The following is an 18,402-nucleotide window of genomic DNA, read 5'->3' on the forward strand; positions in this document are numbered from 1 at the left end:
ATATTACAAGTTAGCTAATAGAGAGCGAGGAGTTAGGGAATGATTACTCAGCCATCTTGGCTTTTCTCGCTTCCAGCTCGGTCTGACGGTATTCCATTACCTGATTAAAACCGTAATTCACACGGCGGGCCAAGAAATTCTCGAAAATTTTATCAAACGCAGCTTCATCTTTGGCAGTAATCAGTTCAGGTAGAACTTCTTCCCAATTCTGAGAAATACGCGACCAGGATAAGGCTATATCGGAATCTCCAACAGGATCTATTCCCTTATAGATGCCGCTGTCCATATCCGCCTGTTTGTTCGCGAACTCCTCCATTTGCTTAACGGATGCCGCCTTTTCTGGTCTCCACTGGTTAACGAAAGCAGGGTTGCGCAGCATCCAGTAGGTATCCATGATACCGTATTCCTTTTCCAGACGCTCCCTATCTGAGTCAAGCAATTGGACCATTTCCGCCGTCAACTGCGGTTTGCCATCCCTCATTGCCCATGTTTCGCCTTCTTTACCCAGAAATACATCCCTTTGGCCTTCTTCACTCGCTAAATAGCTCAAAAATCGGATGGCTCGTTCAGGACTCTTGGTGGATTTACTAATCATCGTAACCATCCAACCGTCCATGTTACCAGGGAACAATCTGGCGGAATCACCTTGACTGTTTTGCGGGCCATCCACAGCGATGTAGTATGAGTTTGGATATGCACCTGCCGCCAATATCGGATTGATAGCCGCCATGCCAGTCCACTCGCGAATCATCATAAAATAACGGGAATTACTGGTTTTTTCCTCTACCTGAGCATTCGAATCTACTAGAAAATCTACATTAATCAGGCCACGCTCATAAGCTGTACGGAAGGTTTTCAACCAGGTGATATAGTCTGGGTCGGTCATACGGTCGTTAAATTTGCCGCCCTTTTCATGCGGAATAGCCAGCAAGTTTTGCAGGTACTCGGTCATCCCATAAGAGACATTCCCCTGAGCAAAGAAGGGACTAATGAGCTGACCTTTATACACAGAATACTGATCTTTTAACAATTGTAATGCGTTCAGAAAGCCTTCCGGAGTGCTCAAATCGGGTCTACCCATAGCCTCATACAGATCTTTTCGCACCAAAAAGGTTTGGTTCGCAGCCGTCAAACCGGTTGTCTGCATTAGGCTGGGGCTGTATGAATCATTTGGAATGCCATATGTATTGCCGTTTTCCTGACGATACCACTTCAGTGTACCGTCCCCCGCGACCTTGAAAAAGTAGGGATCATAATGCTCCGCCAGTTCATTTAAGGCATATACCTGATCCCCTTCCCACAACTTATTAATCGCACTTTCCCACGAGCCTATTGTCATCAAATCAGACAGCTTACCGGAAGTCATCATGAGCGCAATTTGTTCGCTGGCTTCGCCGGATGGCACTTCGAATTTGATGTTAACACCTGTTTTCTCTGTTACAATTTTGGAGGTCATGCTCTCACCCCATGTGTGCCCATACCAGTTCGCACCTACAAACCAGGTTAAATCCACAGGCGTGGTATCAAGCTTCCATGCGGGTTCATCGGGGTTCGACTTGTATTCAATCGGCTGTTGTTTAGGATGAATGGGCTGTGGGAGTGATGGATTTTCAATTTGCTCTGATTGGGAACACGCGGCCAAAACCAGCATTAAGATTATGGTCCCATAGATGACCATGCTGTGCTTAATGGAACCGGGTTTCATTCCACATCCTCCTTTCTTGACTACAGTTGTGAATTAACCTTTGCATTAATCATCCTATCACCGATTTTACTATCCTTGGATCGAAATGGAAATGCCGCTGACTACCTAAATATTGGTTTAGATAAGTTCTAACTCAGGCACGGCTATTTAAAGAGGATTATTACTCTTTAAATAAAATAAAACAAAGGCAGCTGATTACTCAGCTACCTTTGTTTTATTGCCTTCGGGAGAGTCTTCCAGTTAGGTTATAAGTCTCACTCGTAAGCGCCGATATTCACAGCAGCCCCCTGTACTCTCGGTTTCCCCTCAATGTCCAGTGTTCCGATAATTGCGTTGTCCGTGTTCCCGGCATCAATCGCTGGAGATGTAGATTGAAGATGGAAATCGTATCCTGAAGCATTCACAAATTTGGGATCGATGAACAAGGAATGCGCGTCATTGCCAGTTCCCGTTTTATAAGCGGAGAATCCTGTGTAATCTTTATTTTTCCAAGTCCAGCTGGCTCCATTGCTTCCGGCAGGGGCGAAATAAAGATTATAATCCACAACGTTTCCGGAATTTTTGGTGTATTCATTGTAAATCAATACATCTGTAGAGCTGGCTACAAAAATGTTGTTCTTAATTACGTTATTTTGTGTGTCGTATTGAACGTAAAGCTGGCCGCTGCCATCGCCAAGCGTGTCATTTTTGTATACGGTATTGTTAACGATCTTACAGTTTACGGTGGAGCCGCGTTTGGTATCATACCCGCCCATGGCGATGCCAGTGAGTCGGTTGTTGTAGACTGCGTTGCTGCGAACAGTAATATTGCTGGTAGATTTACCGGCATGCTCGGACGCAATCTCGATACCGATATCATTGTTGTAGCTGTAGTTCTGTTCAATAATACTATCCTTGCCACCATCGACATAAATGCCATCGGCCGCATTACTGTTATTCGGAAGTGACTTCCCATACGAAGGATTATTGTTGGAAGTGATATTGTAGACTCTGTTGCCCTTCACGAGTCCGTTCCGTACCTGATCGTAAGTCGTATTCGGCGCTTTACCCTCATATCCGATGAGATCAATGCCGATGTTGTCGTTATCGTGGATGACATTATTCGTCACCGAGAAGGTGTCCACGTTACCGTTGAGAACCAGGGATTCGCTGGAGCCGAGCACAAGATTATACAGTTCATTACCATTAATCGTAATATCGTGAATGGATTCCGGTGCCTTTGTTCCATATACGGCGATCCCATGTGCGTCACGGCCAAGGAGATCACTGCCGGTTGGGGTGGCCGTGTTTTTGATATCATGGACTTTGTTACCAGACAAATTGATAAAGCTGCCTGATCCGTGAACATAAATGCCTACGGGCATGACGTCCTTGGTAGCTGTAGTATAATTGCGAATTTCAAATCCCTGAAGGGTAACGTAATTCACATCGGTCAGGTCAATCAACCCTTCAATCCCGCTAACCGAAAGTCCTGTACCGTCAATAATCGGAGTCTCCGTGCCATCGTTAGTGAATACAATCGGCCCCTGTGAAGCGGAGCCTGAGCGGGTGATCTTCAGCTTCTGGTTGTACACACCGCCACGAACATGCACCGTACTGCCTGCAGGAACAGCATCCGCTGCGTGCTGAAGCGTCTTCCATGGAGCGCTGCTCGTTCCCGCACTGGAGTCATTTCCGTTTGTCGCCACGTAGTAATCCGTACCTGCTGCGGCAGCAGATGAGGACCATTCAATGCCTGAAACCAGTCCTATCCCTACCGCCATACTTAATCCCACCAGCAATGTTTTACCGAATTTCAACATATTCTCAACTCCCTTTGATCAATTTGGTTGTGTTAGATTAAAATCAGGATTTATTGTTCATGCTCAGCCTGCAAAAGAAGAACAGCCTCCATCGTCGGCAGGCTTCCTGTGCCACCAATGCCAAGTGTGGACAATGCTCCACATGCATTGGCAAATCGCAGCAGTTCATCACTTCGCATCCCAAGCAAGTATCCATATATGATTCCTGCGTTGAAACAGTCTCCTGCTCCTGTCGTATCGACGGGAGTCAAGGTGTAAGATCCGGCCGATATTCTACTTTCGTCCAGTTGACGTAGTGTAGCACCTTTTGACCCTTGTTTGACCGCTACAATTCCTGCCACACCAGGAAGCATGGAATCAAGCACATGGCTTACCCCAGCGGCAGGGAAAATGTGCAGCAGTTCATCCTCGCTGGGAATAAACAAATCAGTTACCGTCAGTAGTGCACTTATGCCCTCGCGGTCCCATTGATTGGATACATCCCAACCGGTATCAAAAGACGTGCTGATTCCATCTGCCCGCAATCTTGTAAAGAGCTCTCGCCAATGAGGTCTCATTCCATCCTGCAAATAATAGGAACCAAAATGAAGATGTGCGGCCTGCTGTAGCAGGGACTCCGGGATATAATCCGGTGTTAACAATGGGATACTGCCAGCGTAAGTTAACAACCCGCGGTCATCGGGTGTGGAGAGCGACAGAGTTACACCTGTCTTGATGCCAGACAATCGGGTAACATGCTCTGTATTTACGCCCATACGCTGCAGCTCAGCTATACAGAATTTTCCGAAATCGTCATCTCCCACTACGCTAACGAATCTCACATCCGCTCCCAGGCTTGCCAGCGCACAGGCCGTAATTGCTGAAGAGGAACCAAGTACAATCTCGAAGCCATCAACCATTTTCTCCACATTCCATTCCGGCATGACATCCGTTCCCGATACAATGACGTCTACATTTAGCTCGCCAGCAATCACAACAACGGGACTTGTTTGTTGTCTCTGCATCATTTCAATACCGGAACAAATCCCTGTTCCGCCTCATACAGTTCATCGAACATACTTCCGATCTCCTCCAGGGAGCATACAGCAGCAGTTAGTGGATCGAGCATCAGTGCATGGCGAGCCATCTCCCTGTCACTCCTCCGCACAGCTTCCACTGCCAGGTCAAAAAAAGCCATGTTCGAGCGGCACAATGCGGCCAAATGCTCGGGCAGTCTTCCAAAGCGACAAGGCTGAATGCCTTTCCCATCAACGAGACAGGCCACTTCCACCACACCATCAGCCTGCAGATTTTCAATCAGCCCCCGGTTAGGAACGTTACCATAAATGACCTTCGGCTCATTCTTCAATACTGCTTCGATAATAATGGCTGCATATTCATTACTGGATTTCAGCTCAAGCGGTGCCGTTCCCTCAAGCTGTGAAACGATCTGCTCATCATTCTCTCTCCGCCAGATCGGCCAGTTGTCAGCGTAGAATCCCGTAGCTCCGTTATAACCTGAGTTGCAGTGCTGGTCGATAAGTGATTGGCGTTTACGGTAATACGGGATATATTCCGAGAAATGGCCGCTGGATTCGGAAACGAATGCACCCAGGTATTTCATCGTATCAAAGCGGACCGGGTCCTGCCGCAGCAGTTCAGGAGTTTGTATTTTCTCCAGTAATACTGGATACAGATCTCTCCCGGCGTGGGACAGCTCCACGAACCAGGACATGTGGTTAATACCTCCGGCTTTCCATGACATCTCTTCATATGGAACTCCTGCATATTCAGCCAGTTGAGCCGACGTGTTCTGGATAGAGTGGCATAGTCCCACCACCGGAATATCCGTAATGCGGGAAGTCAGGAGTGTAACCGCCGACATCGGGTTGGTATAGTTTAGAATGATGCAGTCTGGGCAGAGCGCTTCGATATCCCGCACGATCTCCATCCAGCTGGGAAGGGTACGGAGTGTCTTGAACAGTCCCCCTGGTCCCAGAGTATCGCCAATGCACTGCCTTACCCCATATTTCAGCGGAATTTCATATTCATAACGAACCGTCTCCAGCCCGCCTACTTCAATTTGATTAATCACGAACTGTGAACCGCCGATGACCTCTCTACGATCCGTAGAGGCAATCACCTCCCACGTCTTCCCTGTCTGTTCCACGATCTGAAGCACCAGCCTGCGTGCCAACTCAAGCCGCCGCTCGTCAATATCAACCAGGGCAATAGTTCCACCCTCCAAGCCTTCAATCAGCAGGATATCCATAGCGATCTCTCGTGTAAATGCACTGCCTGCTCCGATAATTGAGATTTTAGTCATAACTCTTCTCCTCACCCGTTATTTCATGCCCGTCATAGCTAGGCCTTTAATAAATTGCTTCTGGAAGATCAGGAACATTATAATAACCGGTATTGTAATCAATACCGCAGCTGACATGACGACGTTGTAATTGACCTGGTGCGTTCCGTTAAAATAGACCAATGCCAGCGGAACGGTCATCTTGCTCTCATCATTTAATACAATCAGTGGCCACAGATAGTTATTCCAGGAGTTCATAAACGTGAATATTCCCAACGCTGACAGCATCGGCAGAATAAGCGGCATAACGATGCGAAGCATCAGCCTGAATTCGCCAGAACCGTCCATCCTTGCTGCCTCCAGCAGCTCCTGTGGAATCTCTTCTATGAATTGTTTAGCCAGAAATACGCCGTAGGAGCTGACCAGATTGGGCAAAATAATCGCCAGCAAATGGTTAACTAGTCCAAGCTCAGCGGTGATCAGATACGTGGGAATCATAATAACCTGAAAGGGAATCATCATGGTTGCCAGGATCAGAATGAACAGCAGTTTCTTGCCTCTAAACTGATGCTTGGCAAAGACATATCCAGCTAGAGCGCTAGTAAACAAGGTCACCACCGTTATGATGACGGAAGTCACCAGACTGTTCAGCAGCCACGTGACAAACGGCGCCTCGCTAAAAACCGTTCGGTATCCGTCCAGACTCGGCTTACTTGGAAAAAAACCGGCGGAACCTGAGACGATGTCCATGTTACTTTTCAGAGATGAAAGTACCATCCAGACATAAGGCAAAAGCATAACACAAGCTATAACTGCAAGAACTGCAATAGTAAACCCTTCCCACAGGTTGAATTTACGCGGCATCGGCTTCTTCTCCCCTCTCCTCTCAATGTTCCCATTGCGTGCGTCCCCATCGAAGTTGCAGCAGCGTCACAAGCAGGATGATCATTAGAAATACGGTTGCCATAGCAGATGCGTACCCCATATTGGAGCTGGAGAAGGCCTGTTCATAGATTTGCAGTGACAGCACTCGTGTTTCGTTAAAGGGTCCGCCCTTGGTCATAATCTGAAATTGTGGGAAGGCCTGAAAATAGGAAACAACTGTCGTGATGGAGACAAACAGCAACGTTCTACGCAGCAATGGCAGTGTGATGTGAAGAAAGACATGCCAGCGGCCCGCCCCCTCCAGCGTCGCTGCTTCATAGTACATATCCGGGATAGAATCCAGTCCAGCAATGAAAAGAACGATATTATAGCCAATATCAGCCCATAAGGTCATCATAATGACGGAGTAGAGCGCATAATGCGGATCACTAAGCCACTGGATCGGCGCCATATTCAGCTTGGCGAGAATCATGTTAAACAAGCCATCATTGTAATTGAACATGGTATTCCAGACGATGGCCGTTCCCGCTAGCGGAGCGATCGTGGGAAGAAAGAATATAGTCCGAAAGCCATTTTTAAGCCAAGGGATGCGGACTCGCTGTATCGCTGAAGCAATCAAAAGCGTAATGACAATGTTGATCAATACGGCGATAAATACAAATTTGAAGGTTACCCACAGTGACTTCAGAAAGATGGAGTCCTGGAACATGCGAATATAGTTTTCCGCCCCCACGAATATCGCGTTTGAGCTGAGCGGGTCATACTTGAATGCGGATAAGCCCAGGCTCCATGCGATGGGAAGGAAAGCAAACACCCCGAACAGAAGCAAGATCGGTACGAGTGAGATGAAGATGAACCTTCGTTTTGCCCTGTAAGCTGTTGACTTTACCGCTGGGTTAACCTTGTCCGCCTTGTTGGTAGATATAGCAGTACTCATGCCCCAGCACCCCTATCACTTATGTTGATCCTGATTATCATTGATCGTCTGTTCGATGTTCGCTAACCCATCCTTGACACTCTGCTGTCCACTAGCCATCAGCTGGAAATTGTCGTTAACCTGTTTGAAGAAGAAATCCCGGTCTGCTATAGGGCCGATCCATTGACCTAACGCCAATATGTCCAGCGAAGGCTTTAGATGAGGATTGTTCTTCAGGAATTCCGAGTTTTCGGCAATTTCTTTTTTGGCTGGTACGGTAAAGGTGTCCGTATTCCATGTCGAGAGGTTGTCCTTCTCAGAGATGAATTGGATGAAATCAAGCGCAGCCTCCTGCTGTTTGCTTTTCTTGGATACCGCAAGCCCCCAACCGGATTCGGCAGCAAAAACGGGTGGATTTTCCGTAAAAGAAGGCACGGAAACGTATTCAAAATCATCAACCTTATAGTTGTTCTGTCCCGCAGCAATCGTCCAGGGACCACGATAGGTCATGGCTGATTTCCCCTGAAAAAAATAGTCAGAGGTATCCAGCTCACCGCCGAACGTGGTTAAATCCGCAACTTTGTCATCGGCCACTAGCGAGACCAAGGTGGACATCGCTTTCTCCGCCTCCGGTGAGTGGAAATTAACATGTTCGTCTTCACCCATAAAACTTGCACCTTGCTGCAAAATAAGGGATAAGAAAGTAAACGTAATATTGTCTGCTGATACAAAATCGAAGCCTTTGACTTTGATGACATTGTTCTCACGGACAGTCAATTTTTTGGCGTAATCCACAAGCTCTGTCCAGTTGGACGGTGCGTGATCGAAGCCTTGGTCTTTGAGCATTTGCGGGTGAATCAACATGCCGCCGTTCTCAATGTTGTACTCAAGTGGAAGTCCGTATAGCTTGTTATCTCGCAAATATCCCCCAAGGGGAGCATCATAGTACTCTTTTTTTACATTTTCACTATCAGGGATTTCGACAAGCAGATCGTTCTTGGAATATTCGGGCACCCATGTGCCGAAAAATTCGGCAATATCGGGTGGTTTCTTCGCGGAGAATGAGGCTTTCAGCTTCTGGCTGTATACATCATATGGAAAGGTCTGATACTCGATCGTTATATCGGGGTGTAAGGTCTGGTATTTGGATATTAATTTCTTGTATGCGCCCACAATGGCGTCTTCCTGATGACTCCAAAAGACCAGATTCACCTTACCTTGCGGGTCTGCGGATGTATCGCCGCCTGAAGAGGAGGAGCTGGAACAGCCCGCTTCAGCGAATACAACACAAACCATCGCAATGATCAGCATAAACTTGGAAAAATGCATTCGCATATCCTCCCTTGTCCTGCAAATTAGCCAGCATGTGAAGGGAAGGGCGTTTGAGTATTACGCGTATTTAAATAGAAGCAATGTGGTCTGTAGTTGTATGTATCGCAATCTGATGCTCCCGGCACGCCTGCTCAAACCATCCCTCCGGCTGTTTATTCGTAATTACTCCTGTCACCTGAGTTAAGGGAGCAATCGTAAACAAAGCACTTTTCTCAATCTTGCTTTGATCGAATACAGCAAAAACTTCGCTGGAACGTTCCATTGTTAATTGGGCAATACGAGCTTCAAGCTCGGAATGCATCGTAAAGCCGAAATTCTGCGTTACTCCGTCCACCCCGAGAAACATTTTCGTAATGTTAATTTTGTCGATCACACTTTCCGCCAGCGGACCGCATAATTCGTAGCTTTTAGACCGCATAACGCCGCCAATGACCACGACCTGAATATCTTCGGCATCAGCCAATTCATAAGCAATATTCACCGCGTTGGTGACAATCGTAATATTACGGTGCTTTTTGAGTGCTTTTGCAATAAAGAACGTCGTTGTACCTCCCGTCAGGCAGATAATGTCTCCCTCTTTAACAAGGGCTGCCGCCGTGGCCGCAATCCGTTCCTTATCCATCCGTCGGAAATCGCGTTTTGCTGCAAAAGGCAGCTCCGATACCGCCGACGTCAGGCCTCCTTCATATATGGCTCCCCCATTTGTTCGAATAATCTCGCCCGCTTTTTCAAGAGCGTCCAAGTCACGTCTTGCGGTTGCTTCCGAGCAGCCAACCGTCTGGACAATCTCTTGCAGCGATATTTTTCCATGCGATTTAATCAGTTCCAATGTTTGTGCTCTGCGCAGTTCACCCTTTGAATATTGCATAAGTCTCTCCTTTAATATGTCTGGGCCTGCATGATATCCGTTAACTTCAGCCCGTGCTAGCTCTATTGTGTAGGATGAAAGGATGGATTGCAATATGTCGACGTGAACTGCATCCCATAAGAAAAGTATCTCTCTAACGGTTATTCATGAGGGATATGAAGCTGATTTTCAAAACCTTTAACCATCATAAAGGTATAATTTGCACCTGATGTTCGTACTCCTCAAACAGAAAATAGTCGATGTCACCTGCTTTAGAAGACATTGCATTCGTAGCAGCAGCCGCGACAGCCGTACGCAGTCTGGACTCAGCCGAATCGCCGCGCTCTCCTGCATATGCCATGCCGGCAACAAAGGCGTCTCCGCAACCTACCGTATTCACAGGCTGAATGGTTGGCGGCTTCACCATATATGCTTTTCCGTTTAAAATAGCCAGAGCACCGTCACTGCCGAGTGTTATGCACACCTCGTCAATGTCTTGATCCGCCAACCTGTGCGCTGCACGGGCCCATTCGCTCACGTTTCTTGGCTTCTGCCCCAGCCATTCGGCCAGCTCCTGCTCATTCGGCTTCACGAAATGGGGTGTTGCACTCAGCCCAATGGTGAAACTTGTTCCACCTGTATCCAGAAAGGCTTTCGCGCCTGCTGAACGAACAATACAAATCAGTTCTGCGTACAATGTGTCCGGTGCACCTGGGGGTAAGCTTCCAGACATAATAACTGCACTAGACTGGATGGCGAGCTCCTGTACTTTTTTCTTGATCGCTTCAACTTCAGCTTCTGACATATTTGGACCCTGCCCAAGCAGCTCGGTAGAGCTACCACTGGAATCATCCACAATGTTGAGGCAGACTCGTGAGTCTCCCGCTGATTGGATAAAAGCAGTCCGTATCCCTCTTTCAGTCAGATTTCTCTCAATAAATACACCGTTATTGCCGGCAATAATGCCTGTAGCTGTGACTTCACCGCCGAGCTGCCGGATCACCTTGGCTACGTTATTGCCTTTGCCACCTGGCTCATTAACCTGTCTTGTCACCCGATGCACTTGACCTACGCCAAACTTGTCAACGTACAACGTCCGGTCGATGGCCGCATGGAGTGTGACCGTGGTAATCATCGGACTACGCCGGCTTTGCCAGTGCTTCCACATAACCGTATTTTCTCCATGGCAAGCCGTTTAACTGCTTCCTTCGCCGGAGCCATGTATTTACGTGGATCATTCTCTTCTGGATGGATTAAAAATACATCCTTGATAGCTTCGGAAAAAGCAATACGCAGCTCTGTGGCTATATTTACCTTGGACATCCCCAGTGCAACCGCTCTATGAATCTGTTCAGCTGGTATGCCCGAACCACCGTGCAGCACCAAAGGAACCGATACTCGATTCGCAATGGTTTCAATTCGTCCAAAATCTATGTTCGGCTGTCCCTTATAAATACCGTGTGCGGTACCGATTGCTGGAGCCAGTGTAGTTACACCAGTACGTTCAACAAACTGCACGCAATCTTCCGGATCTGCTAGGGAAGCATGCTGTTCCTCGACGACAATATCGTCCTCAACGCCGCCAACCTTACCAAGCTCAGCCTCCACGTTTACGCCAGATGCCTGAGCAACCTCCATCACTTTACGGGTTAGGTTCACATTTTCTTCAAAAGGATACATGGATGCATCGATCATAACGGAGGTATAACCTGCTCGTATGCATCGGATAATTGTTGAAAAATCAGTGCAGTGATCCAAATGAAGTGCGATGGGGATATCCGTCAAGTCCGCTGCGGTTTTAGCCGCATGAGCAATGTAATCTGGTCCCAAGTGGTTGACTGTGCCCACCGTGGTTTGAATAATGAGCGGTGACTCGGTTTCTACAGCCGCTTCAACGACAGCCTGAAGCATTTCCAGGGTATGAACGTTAAATGCAGCGATGGCGTATTGATCCCTGCGAGCTGTTTGCAGCATTTCAGTGGACGAGATCAGTGGCATATCCATTCCCCCTTTTAAGGTTTCGTCGTTACATAGCGACGATTTGAACGATCCTGCACCTCCCTTCACGGGTCAGATGAGTATGGGAAACATTTGATAATTTCTAGCTTGTGATCATAATAATCTTTTTATTTGATTAAATCAATCATTATTTTGGAAAACTATTGCAATTTAGAGGGATATAAAGGCATAATTATGATTAACACAATCATTTAACTATATATTTGATCGAAAAGATCACAAACTGAAGTTATCAATCTAAATCATTCCCGGGAGGTATTTTTATGAGTTTGACGTATCGTGAAGTAAAAGAACAATATAAGGCCCTACAGCAGACCTACAACTATTTACTGGCCAAGCGCACGGAATTTACTGCCTTTGTCCAAGCTCAAGCGATTACCTCCGTAACCTTTGTTGGCGCCGGGTCCAGCTATTGCTTGAGCGAAGCGGCCGCTTTTTCCTTCCGTTTGCGTGCTGGCCTGCCTGCAATGTCACTTGCCGCTGGTGATCTCATGCTCCATGCAGACCGCTATCATCCCATGCTGGAGGGTAGCCTGATCATAGCGCCGTCACGATCTGGCAGTACGAGTGAGGTCGTTGAAGCATTGCGTTTACTCCAGTCCGATCAACGTATTCCATTATTAACGATTTCTTGTGTAACGGACTCGCCGTTATCTAAAAGCGCTGATTTCCCTCTGGAACTGCCCTGGGCTTTTGACCATAGCGTTTGCCAGACCCGCACAGTAACCAATCTGTATGCAGCCAATCTGCTGCTTGCCGCTTTTCTTGTTGGTGATGAGGAGCTGATTATCGATATGCAGGAAGCGATTCATCAAGGTGAAGCCTACATGGCACGTGTAGAGGACAGCATCCGCCGTGTCTCCGACTTCAATTGGACGAATGCAGTCCTGCTTGCAGACGGTGAACTACAAGGCCTGGCAGCCGAGGGTGCCATCGCTTTGACCGAAATTGCCAAGACACAAGCCCACGCATACCATCTTCTTGACGTTCGGCACGGGCCGATGGTCACCGTGGGTTCGGATACTTTAGTGATTGCTGCCTTGTCGGACAGCGGTATTGAGCATCAACGCAATCTGTTGAGGGATATTAAGGAGCGTGGAGCCACCATTATCACGTTTGCCGATCGGGCGGCGATGGGCATCCCGAAGGAGTTCATCGACCTTGAAATCACAACTAGTCATCCGCTTAATACAGCGGTGCGGGGTATTCCTTTCATCTTCATCTCGCAAATCGCTGCTTTGGCTAATGCCGAACGTCATGGTATTAACCCGGATCAGCCCGATGGGCTGGTGGCCTGGGTCAAGCTATAAAAGATAGCTTAGTTCTTTCAATTGGCTTGGAAGGTTGGAAAAGGGGAATTTCAGAGGGAGATCCAAAGACTTCTATTCAGCAGAATAGAAGTCTTTTACTTGAAGGTCAAAAATCAATTTCATGCGTCCTGTGAGATAATTAGGCAAACATTTGATATGAATGATATAACGCTAGAATTATGATTTGGTACATAATAAACATATAAAAAGGAGGGCTTTAACATGGAAAATGTAATACTTAACAATGGTGTGGAGATGCCCATTATGGGGTTTGGTGTTTATCAAATTGCAGATCAAAATGAATGCGAACAAAGCGTTTACGATGCCATTATGGCAGGATATCGCTTGATTGATACAGCTGCCTCATATCTGAACGAAGAAGCCGTTGGTCGAGCCATTAAACGAAGTGGTGTCCCAAGAGAAGAATTATTTATTACTACAAAGCTTTGGGTTCAGGATACTGGATATGAAAACACTAAAAAAGCATTCCAAAAATCTCTGGATCGATTGCAATTGGATGTGTTGGATCTGTATTTAATTCATCAGCCTTTTGGCGATGTGTACGGCTCTTGGCGCGCTATGGAGGAATTGTATCGTGAAGGAAAGGTCCGTGCTATTGGAGTTAGCAACTTCCAGATGGATCGTCTGATCGATTTAATCATTCATAATGAGGTAGTTCCTGCAGTAAACCAGGTTGAAACACACCCTTTCAATCAACAAATCGAAAGTGCTGCTTTTATGAAAGAAAATAATGTTCAGATTCAATCCTGGGCGCCTTTTGCTGAAGGAAGAAATGATCTTTTCCAGAATGATGTATTGCTATCCATTGCGAAAAAGGTGAATAAATCTGTTGCACAGGTCGTTTTACGCTGGTTGACACAAAGAGAAGTCGTTGTCATTCCGAAGTCTGTTCGTAAAGAGAGAATTGTTGAGAACTTCAATATCTTTGACTTTGAATTAAGCCAAAATGATATGGAATCAATTACTGCATTAGATACGAAGCAAAGTCTGTTCTTTTCTCATAACGACCCAGAAATGGTGAAGTGGCTCGGTACACGTAAACTTGAAATCTGACCCTTTCTATCGATAAAAAAGTCGCCATTTCTGGCGACTTTTTGTGTTCATGCCCTATTGAACTGTTTACTACAACCCAATAAACATATTTCTACTGAACGGTCCCCAATTTCCACCAGTGAATCCGGATCTCCCCTCCAAATTGACAAAGCATGGAAGCAAAATATAAAGAACACCCATAGTCGCGTTAACATTGAAGGTTATAACAAATCTCGTTTTGGAATTATTAATAGGAGCGATCATCCCCCGATCAGCACGAATCGAATTTTCTTTCCCGATGGCTTCTCCCATTCCTAGACTGGCTATATCTGATGGACTAGCCATATTACTTCTTATCCAATAGTTCGATATGTTTGTTGCGGATGCTAAATCCGCTGGCTGATCGTAAGTCACTACAATCTGATTGGATGCGACTTGCCTAACCTCCACAACTACAGGATGAGGAGTCATAGCTTCCCTTTCTCTCCCGCCCACGTTCTCGATCCAATAAGGATGTGATGTATTCGAATGATGATTAATTGACATAAGATTAAAACCTCCATGACTGACTTCAATAGTCATTTGTCCTGAGATAATGTATGTAGGTGAATGACCAATGGTGTCTTACAATGCACCCCAAATCACCAGCCATAGCTTCAAATCCTCAGCACCAAAAAATACACTTCACACAATGATAAAGTGTTTAGTGTATTTGGTGTTAGCCTATTACTCTAATATAATAATAGGGTTGACGAGTATATTAAATTACATTATTTATTTAAAATCGGTATTTCCCCCAGCAGGTTTTTCAAGTTAATTGAATCCCATGGCAAATGCTCTGTAATACCCAATCCCACGACATCAGTTTCTTCCGATAGTTCTTTGAGCAAGTGAAGGAGCTGAGGGATTTGCAAGCTTCCTGCAGGAGAGAAAGTATACGGTCCTTCAGGATTAGCGAATAATAACGAGCGAAAAGCCTTAGGATCAAGCACATCTAGATCCAGGTGAATAGCCAGATGCTTAATGCCGCTTTCTTTGATCCACTGTTTGATGGATGCTGTACTTTTCGTTAATTCTTTGACTCCGGCAGTTTTAATGCCAAGTCTTTGAATCATTTCAGTATCTGATTCTGCAGTCGTTATACCTAATCGTTTAAAAGCTTCTGAGATCACTTCGTATTCCTGTTCTGTAGGTGTTGCCAACCCCGCGATAAAGACATTTTCAGGTTTTAGAGGGATTTTTACATGTTTTGCAAACTCTTCATCCCCTTCTCCCAAAAGATTACCCAGAGGTAGCGTATGTCCGTTATCATAACCCGCGTAACCAACCAAATCACTGTGCGCATCGATCCAGATCAAGCCTAATTCTCCATTATACCGTTCGTTTAAATAGGCAAACGGAGCTTGTTCGACCAAGCAGTCTCCACCAAACATGACGATGCGGTCAGGCTTGTGAGCATGAATAATATGCTGTGCTGCTTCCAATTGTTCAATGAGCTGTTTTCTCCCATTTACACCATTCTCGTTTTCCAGTGGAGTTCCATCATATGCTTGTACAGGAACTTGGATCAGGGGTTGATCATTATCAGGAGCCAGCCAGGCAAGCAGTTCCGCCCCAAAAGAGTAGTTAGGATTATTTCCCCCTTGCCATTGAGGCATTAACAGACGTATTGTTTTTTGATTCAAGTTTTTCTCTCCTTTACTTCAAAGTAAGGTTAGTATAAACTGAACGCAAATCAAAAAGTAGTACGCACTATTATGACAGGTACTACCCGAAAGGATAGCATAAATATGAGCATGGCTGAATATCAAGGTAAGGTTAAACATATTCAAGATACGCCTTTTGGCTATACATTGTCTGTCATTGGCGGCAAATGGAAGATGGTCATTATTTATCTTTTGGCAGAAAACCAACCGGTACGCTTTAATGAACTGAAAAGACAAATTGGAGCGATTACGTTTAAAACACTGAGTTCACAACTAAAAGAATTAGAAGCGGATGGTATGGTCGAACGGAAAGAGTATCCACAAGTCCCGCCTAAAGTCGAGTACAGACTGACCGATAAAGCGGAAACGTTATTGCCTGTTCTGGAAGGTCTATGTGAGTGGGGAGTACAAAATCAAAGTGAAAGAGATGTGTTGGAGGATGATTAACTTTAGAAATAAAACCTATCGCTGTACCTCGGAAATTGTCATGAGCTTACTTAGCGGTAAATGGAAAATTTCTATACTCAATCACTTAACTAAAGGTCCCATTCGGTTTAATGAGCTTCAGCGACTTCTTCCGGACGCAACTCAACGCATGATTACAATGCAGCTCAGAATGCTTGAAAGCGACGGCCTGATTATTCGCAAGGTCTATCCGGTTGCACCGCCAAAAGTAGAATATTATTTGTCCAATCTGGGTGAGGAATTGGCCCCCATGCTACAGATGTTGTGCAAGTTTGGCACGACTTATATCGAGAAATTCCCCGATGAAGTATCTTGCGACAATGATAACTCTCGCCGCGACATTGTTAATGTAAATTAAAGTAGTATAATTTGACGGCAGCAGCTCTGTACGAATACGCTGCCGCCGTCATTTCATCTGTCACGGATGGTTTAAGGCATTACAACACCAGAAATTGCGTTCCATACCCCTTCCCGGCAACCAAAGCTGCTTCCAGCTCCTCTTGATTTCCTTTAGCCAATAACACCACATTTTCAGGATACAGCTTGCCTAACAAAGCCCACTGTACAAGTTCATTTCTGCCTGTTGAAATGAAATGGACTCCATCATCCGTATTTGTCACCAATCCGGAATGCGACAGAATGTCTGCTACCTGATGAATGCTGGTCGATGTTCGCTTCACAGTAGCATCCTTGGAATGGTTGTTCTTTTCAGGCCGATATGAAAATCGATGTCCCCTGAAGAGCTGACCGAGATCCACACTAGATTCTACACTAGATGATACATGACCTTCCCTCTCCAGTCTGAAACGCAAGGTTGTTCGATCTGAATGTGTATTCGGAAGCAGCCGTGCGATGGATGGAAAATCACTATGATCCTCTGAAATGTGAAAGTGATCCTTGCTGCCAGGTATACCCGTTCCTGCTTCGTCGCGTGGTGCAGCATAATAATCGTCATATTCATATTCAAAAGAGATGGCAACTAAATCTTTTGTATCTTCAGTCTCAATGGTTTGTACCGGATGCCACTTCAGAAGATAACGTGCAGCCGTACCAGCCGACTCTCCCAATCCAGCGGGCAACACAGTTCCCAAAGGATATTGAAAGCCGTAACCAGCAGAGGTCAAACTCGAGCTAAGCACACTCTGTGCATATTGAACAATCGCCTTGTGAGTTAATTCCTTCCCGATCAATTGAGTTAAAAAAACCTTACGGGCAGGCTCCAGAAAACGTAATCCTTTGAATTGCGTGTGTTCCATGACTTCAAACGGTACTTGTTCCCAATTGGCAAAGGGAAGTAATGCATCCCGCAGCAATACAAATTGGTGCAAGTATTCATTATATAACTGCATAACTCTTGGTCCCCCAGCGGGACCCCAAACCTGAGCAATAGCTTCCTGTATCAGGGTATGACCATAGCAATGACTTCTAAATTCCAGCTCTCCTAGAGTTTCCGGTCCATATTGTGCCAGTGCCCTCTTTTCAGAATTAATCTCTCGTGCCCAGAGAACCAATTGTTCACCGATACGTGCCGCCTGTGCCGTAACTTCAACACCTGCCTTATCCTTCAAAGCCAAAGGTCCAAGCGGTAGTGATGAAAGATCACCGGAGATCGCCAAATTGGCCTGAAGGCTGTCCAATAACACCGAAGGATTACCGTCTATCGGTTCGCCCAGCTGAACCAGTATCGCCTCAAGCAGTTTATCCAGCTCTATGACGACCTCTTTTGCTCTATATATGCCATTAGGCAATTTCCAATCCAAAGCCGCATTCTCTCCTGGTCTAATTGAATCCTGTGGATATGTGCCAATGAGAGACTCCACATCTATTGCGTTTCCCCATACGATCCGTTTATCTTTCAAGTGAAGTTGATACGCTGGCATTTTTCCCACCCCTTCAGTACGATTTTTATATTGAACGACAATTCAATTTGCCCTTCGAATGTTAGATTATCAGGTGCCCTGATCGTTGAATAGTACGCACTTTTTTGTATGATCCGATCATTTTTGTGTCGTAGGATACTTTTTGATCCTGCAAAATAAAGGGTCGATTTGTACGACAAACAATGCATCACCTTTCCG

The 18,402-nt window shown here is 46.0% G+C and carries 17 protein-coding genes; 4 read left to right on the forward strand and 13 right to left on the reverse strand.

Annotated features, from left to right (window positions below; all coding sequences use genetic code 11):
• Positions 1-43: 43 nt before the first annotated feature.
• From gpAD87_RS11150 to fba, 10 genes are all read right to left on the reverse strand, one after another.
• On the reverse strand, positions 44-1,705 hold the full coding sequence (locus gpAD87_RS11150) for an extracellular solute-binding protein (RefSeq protein ID WP_064638374.1): 1,662 nt from the start codon (positions 1,703-1,705) through the stop codon (positions 44-46).
• 254 nt (positions 1,706-1,959) lie between these two features.
• A complete protein-coding gene (locus tag gpAD87_RS11155) occupies positions 1,960-3,507 on the reverse strand; it encodes a right-handed parallel beta-helix repeat-containing protein (protein WP_063565009.1) in 1,548 nt (515 codons plus the stop codon).
• Positions 3,508-3,557: 50 nt separating this feature from the next.
• On the reverse strand, positions 3,558-4,514 hold the full coding sequence (locus gpAD87_RS11160; protein WP_064638377.1) for a carbohydrate kinase family protein: 957 nt from the start codon (positions 4,512-4,514) through the stop codon (positions 3,558-3,560).
• Positions 4,511-5,812 carry an alpha-galactosidase gene (gene melA / locus gpAD87_RS11165; RefSeq protein ID WP_064638378.1) on the reverse strand — a complete coding sequence of 434 codons (1,302 nt, stop codon included), beginning with the start codon at positions 5,810-5,812 and terminating at the stop codon, positions 4,511-4,513. The genes gpAD87_RS11160 and melA overlap by 4 nt, the downstream gene beginning before the upstream one ends.
• A gap of 18 nt (positions 5,813-5,830) precedes the next feature.
• Positions 5,831-6,655 (reverse strand): carbohydrate ABC transporter permease, encoded by an 825-nt coding sequence (locus gpAD87_RS11170; protein WP_064638381.1) that lies wholly within the window; start codon positions 6,653-6,655, stop codon positions 5,831-5,833.
• A 22-nt stretch (positions 6,656-6,677) separates the two neighbouring features.
• The gene (locus gpAD87_RS11175; protein ID WP_064638384.1) at positions 6,678-7,613 is read right to left on the reverse strand and encodes a carbohydrate ABC transporter permease; all 936 of its coding nucleotides are present in this window, start codon (positions 7,611-7,613) and stop codon (positions 6,678-6,680) included.
• Between the two features lie 15 nt (positions 7,614-7,628).
• Entirely contained in the window at positions 7,629-8,921 is a 1,293-nt protein-coding gene (locus gpAD87_RS11180) for an ABC transporter substrate-binding protein (protein ID WP_064638386.1), read from the reverse strand.
• Positions 8,922-8,991: 70 nt separating this feature from the next.
• Complete coding sequence (locus gpAD87_RS11185; protein WP_064638388.1) at positions 8,992-9,792, reverse strand: DeoR/GlpR family DNA-binding transcription regulator; 801 nt, start codon at positions 9,790-9,792, stop codon at positions 8,992-8,994.
• A 184-nt stretch (positions 9,793-9,976) separates the two neighbouring features.
• Complete coding sequence (locus gpAD87_RS11190) at positions 9,977-10,939, reverse strand: 1-phosphofructokinase family hexose kinase (protein WP_082935080.1); 963 nt, start codon at positions 10,937-10,939, stop codon at positions 9,977-9,979.
• Positions 10,903-11,769 carry a class II fructose-1,6-bisphosphate aldolase gene (fba, locus tag gpAD87_RS11195; RefSeq protein ID WP_064638391.1) on the reverse strand — a complete coding sequence of 289 codons (867 nt, stop codon included), beginning with the start codon at positions 11,767-11,769 and terminating at the stop codon, positions 10,903-10,905. The genes gpAD87_RS11190 and fba overlap by 37 nt, the downstream gene beginning before the upstream one ends.
• Positions 11,770-12,053: 284 nt before the next feature.
• Between fba and gpAD87_RS11200 the strand changes: the two genes are divergently transcribed.
• Both gpAD87_RS11200 and gpAD87_RS11205 read left to right on the forward strand, forming a co-directional pair.
• Entirely contained in the window at positions 12,054-13,100 is a 1,047-nt protein-coding gene (locus tag gpAD87_RS11200) for an SIS domain-containing protein (protein ID WP_064638393.1), read from the forward strand.
• Between the two features lie 222 nt (positions 13,101-13,322).
• Entirely contained in the window at positions 13,323-14,174 is an 852-nt protein-coding gene (locus gpAD87_RS11205; RefSeq protein ID WP_064638395.1) for an aldo/keto reductase, read from the forward strand.
• A gap of 69 nt (positions 14,175-14,243) precedes the next feature.
• On the opposite strand, the gene gpAD87_RS11210 is transcribed toward gpAD87_RS11205, so the two are convergent.
• Together gpAD87_RS11210 and gpAD87_RS11215 are read right to left on the reverse strand one after the other, a co-directional pair.
• Complete coding sequence (locus tag gpAD87_RS11210) at positions 14,244-14,699, reverse strand: hypothetical protein (RefSeq protein WP_306291819.1); 456 nt, start codon at positions 14,697-14,699, stop codon at positions 14,244-14,246.
• A gap of 224 nt (positions 14,700-14,923) precedes the next feature.
• Entirely contained in the window at positions 14,924-15,838 is a 915-nt protein-coding gene (locus gpAD87_RS11215; RefSeq protein ID WP_064638398.1) for an arginase family protein, read from the reverse strand.
• 105 nt (positions 15,839-15,943) lie between these two features.
• Between gpAD87_RS11215 and gpAD87_RS11220 the strand changes: the two genes are divergently transcribed.
• Positions 15,944-16,306 (forward strand): winged helix-turn-helix transcriptional regulator, encoded by a 363-nt coding sequence (locus gpAD87_RS11220; protein ID WP_063565019.1) that lies wholly within the window; start codon positions 15,944-15,946, stop codon positions 16,304-16,306.
• Complete coding sequence (locus tag gpAD87_RS11225; RefSeq protein ID WP_064638401.1) at positions 16,299-16,682, forward strand: winged helix-turn-helix transcriptional regulator; 384 nt, start codon at positions 16,299-16,301, stop codon at positions 16,680-16,682. Before gpAD87_RS11220 ends, gpAD87_RS11225 begins: the two co-directional genes overlap by 8 nt.
• 79 nt (positions 16,683-16,761) lie before the next feature.
• Here the strand turns inward: gpAD87_RS11225 and gpAD87_RS11230 are convergent, their stop codons facing one another.
• Positions 16,762-18,204 (reverse strand): hypothetical protein, encoded by a 1,443-nt coding sequence (locus tag gpAD87_RS11230; RefSeq protein ID WP_064638403.1) that lies wholly within the window; start codon positions 18,202-18,204, stop codon positions 16,762-16,764.
• Between the last annotated feature and the right edge of the window lie 198 nt (positions 18,205-18,402).

The sequence above is a fragment of the Paenibacillus sp. AD87 genome, assembly GCF_001659845.1.
GTDB classification, from domain to species: domain Bacteria; phylum Bacillota; class Bacilli; order Paenibacillales; family Paenibacillaceae; genus Paenibacillus; species Paenibacillus marchantiae.

Bases quoted from the DNA above. Each gene is read 5' to 3' on its own strand.
- gpAD87_RS11150 (WP_064638374.1), bottom strand. From the start codon at position 1,705: ATGAAACCCGGTTCCATTAAGCACAGCATGGTCATCTATGGGACCATA.
- gpAD87_RS11155 (WP_063565009.1), bottom strand. From the start codon at position 3,507: ATGTTGAAATTCGGTAAAACATTGCTGGTGGGATTAAGTATGGCGGTA.
- gpAD87_RS11160 (WP_064638377.1), bottom strand. From the start codon at position 4,514: ATGATGCAGAGACAACAAACAAGTCCCGTTGTTGTGATTGCTGGCGAG.
- melA (WP_064638378.1), bottom strand. From the start codon at position 5,812: ATGACTAAAATCTCAATTATCGGAGCAGGCAGTGCATTTACACGAGAG.
- gpAD87_RS11170 (WP_064638381.1), bottom strand. From the start codon at position 6,655: ATGCCGCGTAAATTCAACCTGTGGGAAGGGTTTACTATTGCAGTTCTT.
- gpAD87_RS11175 (WP_064638384.1), bottom strand. From the start codon at position 7,613: ATGAGTACTGCTATATCTACCAACAAGGCGGACAAGGTTAACCCAGCG.
- gpAD87_RS11180 (WP_064638386.1), bottom strand. From the start codon at position 8,921: ATGCATTTTTCCAAGTTTATGCTGATCATTGCGATGGTTTGTGTTGTA.
- gpAD87_RS11185 (WP_064638388.1), bottom strand. From the start codon at position 9,792: ATGCAATATTCAAAGGGTGAACTGCGCAGAGCACAAACATTGGAACTG.
- gpAD87_RS11190 (WP_082935080.1), bottom strand. From the start codon at position 10,939: ATGTGGAAGCACTGGCAAAGCCGGCGTAGTCCGATGATTACCACGGTC.
- fba (WP_064638391.1), bottom strand. From the start codon at position 11,769: ATGCCACTGATCTCGTCCACTGAAATGCTGCAAACAGCTCGCAGGGAT.
- gpAD87_RS11200 (WP_064638393.1), top strand. From the start codon at position 12,054: ATGAGTTTGACGTATCGTGAAGTAAAAGAACAATATAAGGCCCTACAG.
- gpAD87_RS11205 (WP_064638395.1), top strand. From the start codon at position 13,323: ATGGAAAATGTAATACTTAACAATGGTGTGGAGATGCCCATTATGGGG.
- gpAD87_RS11210 (WP_306291819.1), bottom strand. From the start codon at position 14,699: ATGTCAATTAATCATCATTCGAATACATCACATCCTTATTGGATCGAG.
- gpAD87_RS11220 (WP_063565019.1), top strand. From the start codon at position 15,944: ATGAGCATGGCTGAATATCAAGGTAAGGTTAAACATATTCAAGATACG.
- gpAD87_RS11225 (WP_064638401.1), top strand. From the start codon at position 16,299: ATGATTAACTTTAGAAATAAAACCTATCGCTGTACCTCGGAAATTGTC.
- gpAD87_RS11230 (WP_064638403.1), bottom strand. From the start codon at position 18,204: ATGCCAGCGTATCAACTTCACTTGAAAGATAAACGGATCGTATGGGGA.